Raw genomic sequence first — 13,274 nt, forward strand, 5'->3', positions numbered from 1 at the left:
GGAATCTCGCCAAAATGTTCACTCTCGGCGTGGAACTGCATGAGCTGCCACCTGTTCCAACAACACTCGTTTCTCCGGGCAGTAGTAGTTGATCGCCGCGCCCAGGAACTGCCAGTCCTGCGCGGTGCTGTTGTCCCGGTCCAGCTGATCGGACACGAACTTCGCCGACTCCTGCGCGCTGGTGTCCACACCCTGATACATCCGCTTGCACGCCAGCTTGCCGATCCAGGCGTTGTAATCCTTCGGGCCGTAGATCCCGTAGGTGTGTAGCTCCCTGACGAAGTCGGTGTCCGGATCGGCGTATGCCGGCGCCGCGACGGCCAGACTGCTTGCCGTGCAGAACATCAGAGCGATCAGTGCACGCTTCATCAGACCAGCGCCTCCTGGGGGTCCCGCTGGATCGGCTTCGGCCAGGGTTGGGGGACCGGTCGTGGACGCACGCGCTGTGGCCACCAGAACCAGCGTCCGAGCAACGCGGCCAACGACGGTGTCATGAGCGACCGCACCACCAGGGTGTCGAACAACAACCCGAGGCCGATCGTGGTGCCGACCTGGCCGATGACGATCAGGTCGCTGACCGACATGGCGATCATCGTGAACGCGAAAACCAGTCCGGCGGCGGTGACGACGGATCCCGTACCGGCCATCGACCGGATGATCCCGGTATTGAGCCCGGCGTGGATCTCCTCCTTCATCCGGGAAACCAGGAGCAGGTTGTAGTCGGCGCCCACGGCGAGCAACACGATGACCGACATCGGCAACACCATCCAGTGCAGCGGAATCCCGATGAGGTGCTGCCACAGCAGGACCGAAAGGCCGAAGGACGCACCGAGACTCAGCACCACGGTCCCGACGATGACTGCCGCGGCCGCGATGGCGCGGGTGAGCACCACCATGATCAGGAAGATCAGGATCAGCGCGGCGACCGCGGCGATCAGAAGGTCGTAATCCGCGCCCTGCTGCATGTCCTTGTACATCGCGGCACTGCCACCGATGTAGACCGTCGAGCCCTCCAGCGGCGTGCCTTTGATCGCGTCGACCGCCGCGATACGAAGCGGGTCGATGTGTGCGGTGCCTTGCTCACTCAGGGGATCGCCCTGATGAAACACGGTGAACCGGACGGCACGACCGTCAGGCGACATGAACAGTTTCAGGCCTCGCTGGAAGTCGGCGGTCCCGAACGCCTCGGGCGGCAGATAGAACAACTCGTCGTTGCGGGCCGCATCGAACGCCTGCCCCATCGCCATGGAGTTCTCCTGCAGCGCCATGTTCTGGTCCTGCTGGGCCTTCTGCGCCTGATACTGGTTGAGCAGCATCTGTTTCTGGTTCTTCATCGTCTGGATCTGTGCCGGCAACACGGCCGCCATCTGGGGCGTCAGCTCTGCCATGCGATGCAGATCCGGGACGATCTCCGCGAAATCGTCGGACATCGTGCCGATGCCGTCCAGCGCGTCGAAGATCGACCGCAGCGAATGGCACATCGGGATGTCGAAGCAGTGCGGTTCCCAATAGAAGTAATTGCGCAGCGGGCGGAACTGATCGTCGAAATCGGCGAGATGATCACGTACCTCGTCGAGATTCTGTGACGTCGAATCCATCTTGTCGGCCATCCGTCTCGTGACGTCGGCCAGTTCCAGCGTGATGCTGTGCATCTTCTCCATCGAGTCGATGCTGATCTGTATGTCGTCGGCCTGCTTGAGTGTGTTCTCCAGGACGGTCTGCTGGTAATCGTTGTTCATGAGTTGGCCTGCGCCGCTTTGACTGAGCGTGTAGGCCAGGGACGCGTGCTCGATGGGCTTGCCGTCGGGTCGCGTGATCGTGTTCACCGACGCGATGCCGTGCACGCGGGCCATCGCCTTGGCGATCTTGTCGATCACCAGGAAGTCGGCCGAGTTGCGCAGGTCGTGATCCGACTCCACCATCACCAGTTCGGGATTCATCTTGGCGTCGGAGAAGTGCCGGTCGGCGGCCGCGTAGCCGACATTGGCCGCCACGTCATCCGGCAGATAGATGCGGTCGTTGTAGGTCGTGTGGTAACCGGGCAGGGTCAACAGGCCGACCAGCGCCGCCACGATGGCCCCGATCAGCACCGCACCTGGCCAGCGCACGGTTGCCGCACCGACACGGCGCCAGCCGCGTGAGCGGTCCATGCGCTTGGGCTCCAGCACCCGGCCGAAGCGGGTGACCAGTGAGATGACCGCGGGCCCGAGGGTGAGGGCTGCGGCGACGACGATCGTCATCCCCACGGCCAGCGGGATTCCCATGGTCTGGAAGTACGGGAGGCGCGTGAAGTGCAGGCAGAGTGTCGCGCCGGCAATGGTGAGGCCCGAGGCCAGCACGACATGTGCCGTGCCGTGGAACATGGTGTAGTAAGCGGACTCTCGGTCTTCGCCGGAACGTCGTGCTTCCTGGTAGCGGCCTATCAGGAAGATCGCGTAGTCCGTGGCGGCAGCGATCGCCAGCGTCACCACCATGTTGGTCGAGAACGTCGTGAGCCCGAATACGTTGTTGTAGCCGAGGAATGCGACGATGCCGCGGGCCGAGAGCAGGCCGATCACCACCATGCCGAGCGTGATCAGCACTGTGACGACAGATCGGTAGACCACGAGCAGCATCACGGTGATGACCGCGAACGTGAGCCCCTCGATCAACTTCATGCTGGCGTCGCCGACCTCGTTCTGGTCCGTCGTCGTCGCGGCGGGCCCCGTCACGTACGCCTTGACGCCGGCCGGTGCCGGGGTTCCGCCCGCGATCTCGCGCACCGCCTCGACCGATTCGTTGGCCAGCGTCTCACCCTGGTCGCCGGCGATGTACACCTGCACGTAAGAGGCTTTGCCGTCGGCACTTTGGGCGCCCGCCGCGGTCAAGGTGTCGCCCCAGAAGTCCTGGACGTGCTGCACGTGTGTGGTGTCGGCGCGCAGCTTTCGGACGATCTCGTCATAGAACGCGTGGGCTTCGGCGCCCAACGGATTGTCGCCCTCAAGCACGATCATCACCGAGCTGCTGGTGTCGTACTCACCGAACACCTTGCCGACGTGCTTCGTTGCGATCAATGACGGCGCATCGTTCGGACTCATCGACACCGCGCGCATCTTGCCCACGTCTTCGAGCTGCGGCACGGTCGTGTTGAGGATTGCGACGATGGCTATCCACGCCAGCACGATCGGTATGGCGAAGGCCCGGATAAATCGTGGCAGGCGAGCACGTTTGATGTGTCGGGCCGGCGGGATGGCGTCGGTCGGAGCGTCGTCAACGATTGTCATGCGGCCTTCACCAAGCAATACGTCGCGGGATTCACGCCCTCGGCCGTCCTTTCGTCCTTCACCTCGTCATCGACGGTGACTCGGCAGCTGATGGATTGGCCGTCGCCCTGTGCGAGGAGGTTCGGCATGACGGACGGGATCGTCGTCTCCAGCCGCAGCGACCACGGCAGGCTGACCTCGCCCGTCCGCTGCGGCAGGCCGTCGAGATCGGTGTAGTTGATGACCGCGGTGGACCCTGTTCCGAAGACCTCGTAGACCACGACCTTGGGATTGAACTTCTCTGCAGTGTCGGAGTCCACGGATGTCACCACTGCCCCTTGGGAGCCGAACACCGAGCGCAGGTGGGCCACGCTGAGCACACCGACCGCTACCGCGACGACCATCAGGACGGGCAACCAGACGCGTTTGAGCATCGAGATCACGGCTGTCAAGCCTTTCCATATGAGTCCGCGGCCGGCCGGAACGGGACGTGTTAGCTAGGCAACCTAAACGGAATAAGTGGATGAAGTCAATCCACTTATGACGCTCATCACCTAAACTGGCAGTCATGACCGCCGACGAACCCCGCCGCGGATTGCGCAAGGACGCAGAGCGGAACCGGCAGCGCGTGCTCGACGCCGCGCGGGAACTGTTCGCCGAGAAAGGGCTCGAGGCGACGCTCAATGATGTGGCGCATCACGCCAACGTCGGTGTGGGCACGGTGTACCGGCGATTCGCCACGAAGGAGGAGCTGCTCGACGCGATCTTCGAAGACGGCATCGATCAGGTCGTCGCGCTCGCGGAATCCGCGCTGCAGAACGAGGATTCGTGGAATGGGTTCGTGTGGTTCGTCGAGCAGCTCTGCGAACTGACCGCGACCGACCGGGGTCTGCGGGAGATGGTCTACAGCAAGGCCTATGGCGGATGCGGGGTCGAGTCTTCGCGGTTGCGTCTCGTTCCGTCGATCTCGAAACTTGTTGAGCGGGCGCGCGATGACGGGTACCTGAGGCCTGACGTTGAACACACGGACATGCCGATCTTGGGTCTGTTGGCAGGCACCGTCAGCGAATGGGCCGGACATGTCAAGCCTGAACTGTGGCGCCGCTACGTCGCACTTCTGCTGGAAGGCATGCGTCATCACGAGGGGCAGGAGCGCCTGCAGGTCGACGCACTCGAAGAAGGACAAATGGACGCGGCGATGCATGGGTGGCACCCCGCAGGTTGTCCCACCACGTAACGGGAGGGCGTCCGCCCTCGAACAAGCGAAATCAGCCCCAGGAGAACCTCTCCTGGGGCTGATTTCTACGCGTCGTGGCTAGAACCAGACTTTTCGACCGCCGACGGGGCGGCCGACTGCGCCAAGCACCCACAGCACAATGCCGATCACCACGAGGATTCCGCCGATGGTGTAGAGGATCGACATACCGGTGAAGTAGCCGATCAACAGGAGGATGATGCCGAGCACGATCATGGTCTATCCGATCCGTAGGTTGGACTTACAGAACTGGCGCCAGGAAGAATTCCCACATCCGTAAATTCCAAACGCGCTGCCACGCTCGCAGTCCGGGTAGGACAATCGGTTCGTGCAAAAAGTCGTGGTCATCACCGGAGCCGGTAGTGGCATAGGCCGTGCGACGGCGCGAGTTCTGTTGGAGGCCGGCCACCACGTGGTGATGGCCGGACGCAGGTCTGAACCTCTGGCTGAGACGGCGGACAACCGACCGAATGCCCGCGTCGTGGCGACCGACGTCACTGATGTCGACTCGGTGCGCGCTCTGTTCACCGACGCAGTATCGACGTTCGGCCGCGTCGACGTACTTTTCAACAACGCAGGCGTGTTCGGGCCGTCTGCGTCGGTCGCCGAGATCGATGACGAGCAGTGGCACAACACCTGGCGTACGAATGTCGACGGAGCAGTGTTCTGTGCCCGTGAGGCCACCCGAATCATGGCCTCCCAGGTGCCGAGGGGCGGTCGGATCATCAACAACGGTTCGCTGTCGGCGCACCGTCCCCGTCCCAACAGCCTGGCCTACACCGTCACAAAGCATGCGATCAGCGGATTGACTGCGTCAATGTTGTTGGATCTGCGCGACATTGACATCTGCGTGACGCAGATCGACATCGGCAACGCCGCCACCAGTATGACGGCGGGCTTCAGTCATCAGACGCTGCAAGCTGACGGAAGTCTCGCCGCTGAGCCGACTTTCGACGTCGGGCATGTCGCGCGGGCCGTGGCGCATCTGGTCGATCTGCCGCTCGACGTGTCGGTCCCGTCGCTGACCGTGATGGCCCGGGAAATGCCGTACTTCGGTCGCGGCTGACGCGGAGGGCAACATGACTGAGCGCTACGTCGTCAACTGCTCGATGTTGTTCACCGAACTGCCGGTGTTGCAGCGTCCTCAAGCAGCGCGTGACGCCGGCTTCGAAGCGATCGAGTTCTGGAGACATGGCCGCAGGTGAGCGAGGGCTGCTATCGGATCCGACCCGGCGCCAAATGTTCTGCGAGAACGTCGATGTCGCGGTCGCGATCGCAGAGCGGTTGGGCACCAAGGCATTCAACGCGCTGTACGGCAACCGTCCCGAAGGTCTCGACCCACACCGCCAAGACGACGTCGCAGTCGAGAACCTCGCGCACGCCGGCCGCTCGGCCGACCACCTCGGCGCGACGATCCTCATCGAACCGCTCAGTGGCATCGCCGCTCACCCGTTGAAACGGCTGCTGATGCAATCGCGGTGATCGATCGCGTGCAAGACGAGACGGGTGTGGCCTGCCTACGGCTGCTCGCCGACCTCCACCACCTTTACGTCAACGGCGAGGACCTCGCTGCGATGATCGACCGCATTGACCAGATCGGGCATGTTCAGAATGCAGATGCTGCGGGCCGCGGCGAACCTGGCACAGGCAGTATTGATTTCGCTGGACATCTCGGACTTTTGAAAAGCCGTGGCTATCGCGGTCATGTCGGCCTGGAGTACTTTGCCGGCAGCTCAGATCCGTTCAGCTGGTTGCCGCAGTCGCGGCGCGGCGATAGTCCCTGGAGCTGAAACAGCCTCTTGAATGCATATGTGCATTCCGTACGGTCGGACACATGGATGTCTACGCATTGGCTTTCGAATGGACCGATACCAACCGGCACTGGCTCGTCGAGGTACCTGTGCGGATCGCCGCGTACATCGTGGTCGCCCTGGTGGCGCGGTACGTGCTGCACCGGATGATCGACCGGGCCACCACTGGTCGACCTCGCAAGGTGCCCAAGGACAACGACCAGAAGACGCAGGCGAAGTCCAAGCCGCCGTTGTTGCGCCACCTTCGGGACCGGGTGCCGACCGCAGCAAGCAGTCAGCAGATCGCGGTACGACGCCAGCAGCGGGCCCAGACCATCGGATCGGTCCTCAAGTCGACGGTGTCGATCGTCCTGCTGGTGTGGGTCGTCTTGACCGTCCTCAGTGTGCTGGGAGTCAACATTGCGCCGTTCATCGCCTCTGCGGGGGTGGTCGGGCTCGCCATCGGCTTCGGCGCGCAGAACTTGGTGCGTGATTTCGTCACCGGAGTGTTCATGCTGCTGGAGGACCAATACGGGGTGGGAGACAACGTCGACCTCGGTGACGCGGTCGGTGAGGTGCAGAGCGTGGGCTTGCGGATCACGACGGTCCGGGATATCGACGGCACACTCTGGTACGTCCGCAACGGCGAGATCGCCCGTGTCGGCAACATGAGTCAGGAATACGCCGTCGCGCGGATCGAGGTGCCTGTCGCGTTGACCGCTGACATCGATCGTGCCGAGGAGGTCGCGCTCGAGGCAGCTGAAGCCGCCATCGCCGAACCGCCGTTGGCGGACAAGGTGCTGGGTGAACCCGAGATGCTCGGCGTTCAGGAGTTGTCGCCGGACCTTCTCAAGTTGCGGATGACTTTGAAGACGAAGCCCAATGCGCAATGGGCGGTGCAGCGCAAGCTCCGGCGCGAGGTTCTGCGTGCCTATGACGAGCACGGCATCGACCTGCCGTACCCCAACGGACGCATCCACGCCGTCGTCGGTAGCTGACCCACAGCGCATCTCGAGAAATGGCCCCGGAGCGCACTCCGGGGCCATTCTCATTCGCGGACGTGATGCGGCCTAGCCCGTCGGCACCTTCTTCGCCTCCGCCTGCTGCGGAACCGCGTCGCTGTAGGGGGCGGTGCTGCGGTCGTGCAGGGGGTGAATCGCCATGTATACCAATCCGATTCCCACGACGACGGCGGCCGACAATGCGACGATCCAGTTGTCGAACCACGCGGCATCAGGGGTGCGTGGCCAGGCCATGTTGATCATCGCGATGACGCCGTAGACCAGCGCCGCGATGTTCACGCCCATGCCCCACTTGCCAAGGGAGTACTTGCCGCTGGGCACCCAGCCCTTGAGTCGTGCCCGCAGTGCCGCGAGGACGACCATCTGGAATCCGAGGTAGATGCCGAAGGAAGCGAAGCTGATGATCTTGGTGATGGCGTCGGTGGACACCTTGGATCCGATGACGATCACAGCTGGCACCAGTGCCGCCAGCAGCAGCGCATACGGCGGGACGTGGCGGGTGGGCGAGAACTTCTTGAGCAGCGAGCTGCCCATGATCATCCCGTCGCGGCCGTAGGAGTAGGCCAGCCGGCTCGCCGCAGCCTGCAGGCTCATGGCACAGGACAGGAACGAGATCAGGACGATGACCAGGATGACCTTGGATCCAACCGGACCGAAGGCCTCGTTGAGGACGGTGCTCACCGGATCGGTGTCCTCGCCGGCGATGACGGCGGGGATGTCGGCCACCGCAAGCACGAGGGCCAGGCACACGAAGGTCGCCGCGGCGCCGCCGATGTAGATCGTGCGGCGCATGGCCTTGGGGATGAGGCGGCCCGGATCGCGAACCTCCTCGGCAACGTCGCCGCATGCCTCGAAGCCGTAGTACTGAAAGACACCGATCAGTGCGGCGGCGGCGAAGGCCCACATGTAGGTACCGTCGCCGCCCGCGCCGAAGCTGTCGAACAACACCCCGAGGTTGTGGTGGCGGTGTGCGACCAGCAGCCAGATCCCGACCACGAGTGCGCCGATGATCTCGGCGGTGAAGCCGATAATGGCAGCCTTGGCAAGGACTTTCGTGCCCATGAAGTTGATGGCAGTGGCGAGCGCGAGCAGTGCGAGGGCGAAGGCGATCGTGTTGTTCACCGTCGCGTCGAATCCGAATGTCGCCGCGATGAACGGGCCGGCGCCGTAGACCACGGAGGCGATGGTGACCAGCAATGCGACCAGATACACCCAGCCGGTCATCCAGGCGTATCGACGACCCCAGAGTCGCCGCGCCCACGGATACACACCGCCGGCGACTGGGAACTGCGCCACGACCTCACTGAAGACCAGTGCGACGAGCAACTGCCCCACGCCGACGATGAGGAAGCTCCAGATCATCGGTGGGCCGCCCGTGGCCAGCGCGAACGCAAACAGTGTGTAGACGCCGACGACCGGCGACAGATAGGTGAAGCCGAGCGAGAAGTTCGCCCACGGGCTCATGTCGCGCTTGAACTCCGACTTGTAGCCGAGTGCGTGCAGATGCGCGTCGTCTGATTGGTCAGAGAGGTCATGACGCGCCGAATCGGGGCGTTCTGGGCTGGAGGTTGTCATCGCCCTGCTTTCCTGGGTGATCAAGGTCACTGATAGTGAAGTAGTGCGAAAAACTACAGTCCTATTGTTTAACCGGCAACCGGAACGGCAGAATTCGTTCGGATTGGGGTAGATTGCCGACGAGGAAACCATCCCACGGGCAAAGGAGGCGCGGGTGTCGCTGTCGCCTCTTGTCGCACCGGAAGGCCCGATGGGCCGTGCCGACGAGATTGTGCAGCGAATCACAGAGGCGATCCACCTGGGATTGCTCGAGGACAACGAGCGCTTGCCGGTCGAGGTCGACCTCGCAGCGCAGTTCGGTGTGGCGCCGATGACGGTGCGGGAGGCGCTGGCCACCCTGCGCGAACAAGAGTTGGTCGAGACTCGCCGGGGGCGCAGCGGCGGTTCGTTCGTCCGACGGCCCGCAGGTCCGCCCGTCGACCAGCTGGCCGCGCGGCTGTCCGCGATGAGCGCTTCTGACCTGCGCGATCTGTTCGACGAACACACCGCGATTGCCGGCCAGGCGGCGCGACTGGCCGCCGAGCGGGCCGCGCCCTACGTAGTGCGGCGGTTGTTCGCCCTGACCGATCAACTCGACTCGGCGCCGACCTTGGGTGACCGGATCCGCGCGGACAGCCGGTTCCACATCGAAGTCGCCGTCGCGTCTCAATCAGCGCGGTTGGCCCGTCGCGAGGCCAATCTGCAAGCCGAGGTCGCCGGTCTCATCTGGCTGCCCATCGGCCCGCCGGTGGAGGTCGCGGCCTACGTCGAACAGTTGCACGCCATCGCTGCGGCGGTGGCTGCCGAGAATCCGCAGGAAGCTCGTCGGCTCGCCGAAGATCATGTGATGGGCCAACTTCCGCGCCTGACCCAGGTTCACCTGGACCTTTCAACTCAGGAATCCGACGCATGACCGATGACACGCTGGCACACCGCCTCGCCGAGCAGGCCTCGCAGCCCTTGGAGCCGATCTATGAGCTCCTCGGCCGCATTGCCGAAGTGGTGCTTCGCAGCAGGCCGCCCCGCGCCGCACTCACCGAGGCCCACTTCAGTGGACTCCAGCGCATGCTCGCCGAACTGCTCCAACTCGAGCGCGGCGTGTGGGGGATGGGTTTCATCGCGGCTCCGTTCGTCGTCGAAGGCAGGGAACGCTATCTGGCCTGGTGGCAGCGTCGCGACGATCGAGTGGCCCGCCTACGCCTGAACTTCGACCCGACAAGCGTCGACGTCTACGACTACCTCCAGATGGACTGGTATCAGCTGGCGCTGCGCGGTCAGGCTCGGGTGGCCTACGGCCCCTACGTGGACTACAGCGGGTCGGACATGTACACGATCACCGCCACGATCCCGATCGTTTCCGATGACGGAACCTTCCTCGGCGTGGCGGGTGCCGATCTGGTGGTCGGCGACGTCGAACGCAAGCTGCTCGAAGTGCTGCGCCAGACCGGCGAGGACGCCGTCGTCGTCAGCACCGAGCGCAGGGTCATCGCCGCGAACACGCCGCGATGGATTGTGGGCTCGCGGCTTCCCGCCATGCCCGCCCCCGGCCCGGCCACCGATCCCGCGGTATTCCGCGAGGTCGCCGAGATGCCGCTGGGTATCGGCTGGGTGCTGGCGATCGCCTGGCCGGATCGCGCCTGAAACCGACGGTGAACTCTTCGTAACGGGCAATTAACAGCCAACTCGCGATCACCTATTGACATTAAGAATCTACTTCTAGAGTATTTAGTGACCATTCGGTCCCGAGATCTCGGAGGTTGTCACCGATGTCGTCCACCACCCTCGGCCCGGTCCCCGTGTTCGACGTCGCCGACCCGGCGTTCTCGATCACCTCCGCCGAGGTACACGAGGCCCGCGAGCGCAACTGGTACGCCACCACCCCGTATGGCATCGCCGTGCTGCGCTACGAGCAGGTCAGCCGGCTGCTCAAGCACCCGAAGCTGAGGCAGGGCAGCGTCGCCTGGCCGGCCCACAACGGTGTGACCGAGGGGCCGTTCGCCGACTGGTTCGCGAGCTGGATCCTCAACAAAGAGGGTGAACAGCACCACCGGCTGCGCCGGCTCATGAACCCCGCCTTTTCACCCAAGCTCATCGGCGGACTGGTGCCGCGGTTTCAGGCCCTGGCCAACGAGCTCATCGACAACTTCGCCGAGCGGGACCGCTGCGAATTCGTCGGCGAGTTCGCCGAACCGTATGCCGCGCGGGTCATCGCCATCATGCTCGGCATCCCCGAAGACGAGTGGCGGATCATCGCAGGCGAATCGGTGACGATCGGGCTGGCCCTCGGCGTGACGCTGCGCGAGGATCTGCCCAAGATCGAGGCCGCGCTGCAGCGGCTCTACACCTACTGCGACGACCTCATCGCCGATCGCCAGAAGAACCCGCGCGACGACTTCGTCACCGCATTGGTCAACGCCTCGCGTCCCGAAGACGGCAGGCTGAGTGATACCGAGCTGCGAGATGCGATGGTGCTGTTGATCTTCGGCGGATTCGACACCACCCGCAACCAGCTCGGCCTGGCGATGCAGACCTTCATGGCCAACCTCGACCAATGGCGGCTGCTGGCGCAGCGACCCGACCTCGGCGGCAAGGCCGTCGAGGAGGTCATGCGGGTCAACCCGACCGTGCGGTGGGTGACCCGCGAAGTGCTGGAGGACTTCGAGTACGAAGGCGTCATGCTCACGGCCGGCACCACGGTCCACCTCTACAGCGAGTCGGCAGGCACGGATCCGCGGGTGTTCGAGCCGGGATTCGACATCACCGCTGAGCGCAAGCCGCACTTCGGTTTCGGCGGCGGCGCGCACCACTGCCTCGGTCACTTCGTGGCCCGCTCGGACATGAGTGAGGCCCTGCCCCTGCTGGCCCGCCGGTTGCGCGAGCCTTACGAACTGCCTGGTTCGACATGGCTGCCCGACTCGGGCAACACCGGCCCGATCCGCCTTCCCATCGGCTTCACGCCGGCCCCCTGACCGAACTGCATGAAAGGACTTCCCATGCGTGTCACCGTCGATCTCTCGCTCTGCCAGGACCATGGTCAGTGCGCCATCGCCGCCCCCGCCGTTTTCACCATGAACGACGACGGAAAGCTCGAATTCAACGGCAGTCCTGATGAATCGGAGCGAGACTACGTCGAAGAAGCCGCGGATGTCTGCCCGGCCCAGGCCATCCTCATCGAGGACTGATGTCCACCCCGCGGCACGTCGCCGTCGTAGGCGGCTCGCTGGCGGGCCTGCGGTCGGCCGAGCAACTGCGCGCACAAGGCCACACCGGGGCGATCACGGTGTTCTCCGCCGAACGGCACTTCCCGTACAACCGCCCGCCGCTCTCGAAAGAGGCGCTCTCCAATCCTGATTCGGCCGGGCCGGCGAATCTGGCCGGACGGCTTGCCTTCCGGCGCCGGGCGAGCGTGGCCGACGTCGACTTCCGCTTCGGCACGTATGTCCGGGCCGTCGATCTCGACGCCCACACTGTCACCGTTGATTCCGGTGCGACGGTGTCCTACGACGGGCTCGTCGTCGCCACCGGTCTGCGGCCGCGCCGTCTCACGGTGTCCGGCCCTGAGCGGGGCCGCCACGTGCTGCGCACCGTCGAAGACTGCCTCGGGCTGCGCAACGCGCTGCAGCCCCACAGCTGCGTGGTCGTGGTCGGCGGCGGCTTCATCGGCTGTGAGGTGGCCGGGACGTTGAGGGCACTGGGACACCACGTCACTGTCGTCGAACCGGCCGGTCCGCCGATGCAGCGCGTTCTCGGCACCGACCTGGCCACCGCGATCCAGCGCCACCACACCGCCAAGGGCATCGACTTCGTCATCGGCACCGGGGTCGCCGCGTTCACCGGGGACGACGCCGTCACCGGCGTGGTGCTCGGCACGGGGAACGATCTGGCTGCCGATGTAGTGGTCGAAGCCGTCGGATCCGTGTGCAACGTCGAATGGCTTGACGGCCAGGGGCTCGACCTGTCCGACGGGGTACTGACCGACAATGACCTGACCGTCGTCGGCGCGCTCGATGCCGTCGCGGTCGGCGACCTCGCGCGCTTTCCCAATCCACTTTTCGACGACGTTGCGCGCCGTGTCGAACACTGGTCGATACCGAGCGACACCGCGAAACGGGCCGCGGCAACACTGTCGCGACGGCTTGCCGGCGAGCCCGGCGGCACCACGCCCTTCGCGCCGGTTCCGGCGTTCTGGAGCGACCAGCTCGACCTGCGTCTGCAGAGTTACGGCTCACCCGGCCTCGCCGACGAAATCCGGTTCGCAGAAGGCACTCTCGACCACCTGACTGACGGCGTCCTCGCGACGTACCACCGTGACGATCGGCACGTCGGGACGGTCGCCGTCAACCTCAGCCCCGCACGGTGCCGCGTGCTCCGTGAAGCTTTCACCGCCGTCGACGTGACGGCATAACACTCC

The 13,274-nt window shown here is 64.5% G+C and carries 13 protein-coding genes and 1 pseudogene; 9 read left to right on the forward strand and 5 right to left on the reverse strand.

Going from position 1 to position 13,274, the window contains the following annotated elements; all coding sequences use genetic code 11:
- Positions 1 to 18 precede the first annotated feature (18 nt).
- From ABQF30_RS04880 to ABQF30_RS04890, 3 genes are read right to left on the reverse strand one after another with little or no spacing between them, the layout of a single operon-like run.
- Positions 19 to 369: a DUF732 domain-containing protein gene (locus tag ABQF30_RS04880; RefSeq protein ID WP_448461543.1), complete on the reverse strand. Its 351-nt coding sequence runs from the start codon at positions 367 to 369 to the stop codon at positions 19 to 21.
- Positions 369 to 3,263 (reverse strand): MMPL/RND family transporter, encoded by a 2,895-nt coding sequence (locus ABQF30_RS04885; RefSeq protein WP_448461545.1) that lies wholly within the window; start codon positions 3,261 to 3,263, stop codon positions 369 to 371. The genes ABQF30_RS04880 and ABQF30_RS04885 overlap by 1 nt, the downstream gene beginning before the upstream one ends.
- On the reverse strand, positions 3,260 to 3,685 hold the full coding sequence (locus ABQF30_RS04890) for an MmpS family transport accessory protein (protein WP_448463460.1): 426 nt from the start codon (positions 3,683 to 3,685) through the stop codon (positions 3,260 to 3,262). Before ABQF30_RS04890 ends, ABQF30_RS04885 begins: the two co-directional genes overlap by 4 nt.
- A 125-nt stretch (positions 3,686 to 3,810) precedes the next feature.
- Between ABQF30_RS04890 and ABQF30_RS04895 the strand changes: the two genes are divergently transcribed.
- Positions 3,811 to 4,479 (forward strand): TetR/AcrR family transcriptional regulator, encoded by a 669-nt coding sequence (locus ABQF30_RS04895; RefSeq protein WP_448461547.1) that lies wholly within the window; start codon positions 3,811 to 3,813, stop codon positions 4,477 to 4,479.
- Between the two features lie 78 nt (positions 4,480 to 4,557).
- Here ABQF30_RS04895 and ABQF30_RS04900 read toward each other — a convergent pair whose 3' ends face one another.
- Positions 4,558 to 4,713, reverse strand: a complete 156-nt coding sequence (locus ABQF30_RS04900) for a hypothetical protein (RefSeq protein ID WP_448461548.1) — start codon at positions 4,711 to 4,713, stop codon at positions 4,558 to 4,560.
- 112 nt (positions 4,714 to 4,825) lie between these two features.
- On the opposite strand from ABQF30_RS04900, the gene ABQF30_RS04905 reads away from it, so the two are divergent.
- The 3 genes and pseudogenes from ABQF30_RS04905 to ABQF30_RS04915 all read left to right on the forward strand — a co-directional run bounded on the left by ABQF30_RS04905 (position 4,826) and on the right by ABQF30_RS04915 (position 7,285).
- Positions 4,826 to 5,563 (forward strand): SDR family oxidoreductase, encoded by a 738-nt coding sequence (locus ABQF30_RS04905; protein WP_448461550.1) that lies wholly within the window; start codon positions 4,826 to 4,828, stop codon positions 5,561 to 5,563.
- A 13-nt stretch (positions 5,564 to 5,576) separates the two neighbouring features.
- Positions 5,577 to 6,287, forward strand: a pseudogene (locus ABQF30_RS04910) (hydroxypyruvate isomerase family protein).
- A gap of 44 nt (positions 6,288 to 6,331) precedes the next feature.
- On the forward strand, positions 6,332 to 7,285 hold the full coding sequence (locus tag ABQF30_RS04915; RefSeq protein WP_448461552.1) for a mechanosensitive ion channel family protein: 954 nt from the start codon (positions 6,332 to 6,334) through the stop codon (positions 7,283 to 7,285).
- Positions 7,286 to 7,357: 72 nt separating this feature from the next.
- Here ABQF30_RS04915 and ABQF30_RS04920 read toward each other — a convergent pair whose 3' ends face one another.
- Positions 7,358 to 8,884, reverse strand: coding sequence for an APC family permease (locus ABQF30_RS04920; protein ID WP_448461554.1), 1,527 nt, complete (start codon positions 8,882 to 8,884; stop codon positions 7,358 to 7,360).
- Between the two features lie 154 nt (positions 8,885 to 9,038).
- Between ABQF30_RS04920 and ABQF30_RS04925 the strand changes: the two genes are divergently transcribed.
- The 5 genes from ABQF30_RS04925 to ABQF30_RS04945 all read left to right on the forward strand — a co-directional run bounded on the left by ABQF30_RS04925 (position 9,039) and on the right by ABQF30_RS04945 (position 13,268).
- Positions 9,039 to 9,776: a FadR/GntR family transcriptional regulator gene (locus ABQF30_RS04925; protein WP_448461556.1), complete on the forward strand. Its 738-nt coding sequence runs from the start codon at positions 9,039 to 9,041 to the stop codon at positions 9,774 to 9,776.
- The gene (locus tag ABQF30_RS04930; RefSeq protein ID WP_448461558.1) at positions 9,773 to 10,504 is read left to right on the forward strand and encodes a PDC sensor domain-containing protein; all 732 of its coding nucleotides are present in this window, start codon (positions 9,773 to 9,775) and stop codon (positions 10,502 to 10,504) included. The genes ABQF30_RS04925 and ABQF30_RS04930 overlap by 4 nt, the downstream gene beginning before the upstream one ends.
- A 125-nt stretch (positions 10,505 to 10,629) precedes the next feature.
- Complete coding sequence (locus ABQF30_RS04935) at positions 10,630 to 11,832, forward strand: cytochrome P450 (protein WP_448461560.1); 1,203 nt, start codon at positions 10,630 to 10,632, stop codon at positions 11,830 to 11,832.
- A gap of 9 nt (positions 11,833 to 11,841) precedes the next feature.
- Positions 11,842 to 12,045: a ferredoxin gene (locus ABQF30_RS04940; protein WP_448461562.1), complete on the forward strand. Its 204-nt coding sequence runs from the start codon at positions 11,842 to 11,844 to the stop codon at positions 12,043 to 12,045.
- A complete protein-coding gene (locus tag ABQF30_RS04945; RefSeq protein WP_448461564.1) occupies positions 12,045 to 13,268 on the forward strand; it encodes an NAD(P)/FAD-dependent oxidoreductase in 1,224 nt (407 codons plus the stop codon). The genes ABQF30_RS04940 and ABQF30_RS04945 overlap by 1 nt, the downstream gene beginning before the upstream one ends.
- The last annotated feature ends 6 nt before the right edge of the window (positions 13,269 to 13,274 follow it).

It is taken from the genome of Mycolicibacterium sp. XJ870 (assembly GCF_053483975.1).

Excerpts from the sequence above, each read along its gene's own strand:
- ABQF30_RS04880 (WP_448461543.1), bottom strand. The coding sequence starts at position 369 with ATGAAGCGTGCACTGATCGCTCTGATGTTCTGCACGGCAAGCAGTCTG.
- ABQF30_RS04885 (WP_448461545.1), bottom strand. The coding sequence starts at position 3,263 with ATGACAATCGTTGACGACGCTCCGACCGACGCCATCCCGCCGGCCCGA.
- ABQF30_RS04895 (WP_448461547.1), top strand. The coding sequence starts at position 3,811 with ATGACCGCCGACGAACCCCGCCGCGGATTGCGCAAGGACGCAGAGCGG.
- ABQF30_RS04900 (WP_448461548.1), bottom strand. The coding sequence starts at position 4,713 with ATGATCGTGCTCGGCATCATCCTCCTGTTGATCGGCTACTTCACCGGT.
- ABQF30_RS04915 (WP_448461552.1), top strand. The coding sequence starts at position 6,332 with ATGGATGTCTACGCATTGGCTTTCGAATGGACCGATACCAACCGGCAC.
- ABQF30_RS04920 (WP_448461554.1), bottom strand. The coding sequence starts at position 8,884 with ATGACAACCTCCAGCCCAGAACGCCCCGATTCGGCGCGTCATGACCTC.
- ABQF30_RS04930 (WP_448461558.1), top strand. The coding sequence starts at position 9,773 with ATGACCGATGACACGCTGGCACACCGCCTCGCCGAGCAGGCCTCGCAG.
- ABQF30_RS04935 (WP_448461560.1), top strand. The coding sequence starts at position 10,630 with ATGTCGTCCACCACCCTCGGCCCGGTCCCCGTGTTCGACGTCGCCGAC.
- ABQF30_RS04940 (WP_448461562.1), top strand. The coding sequence starts at position 11,842 with ATGAAAGGACTTCCCATGCGTGTCACCGTCGATCTCTCGCTCTGCCAG.
- ABQF30_RS04945 (WP_448461564.1), top strand. The coding sequence starts at position 12,045 with ATGTCCACCCCGCGGCACGTCGCCGTCGTAGGCGGCTCGCTGGCGGGC.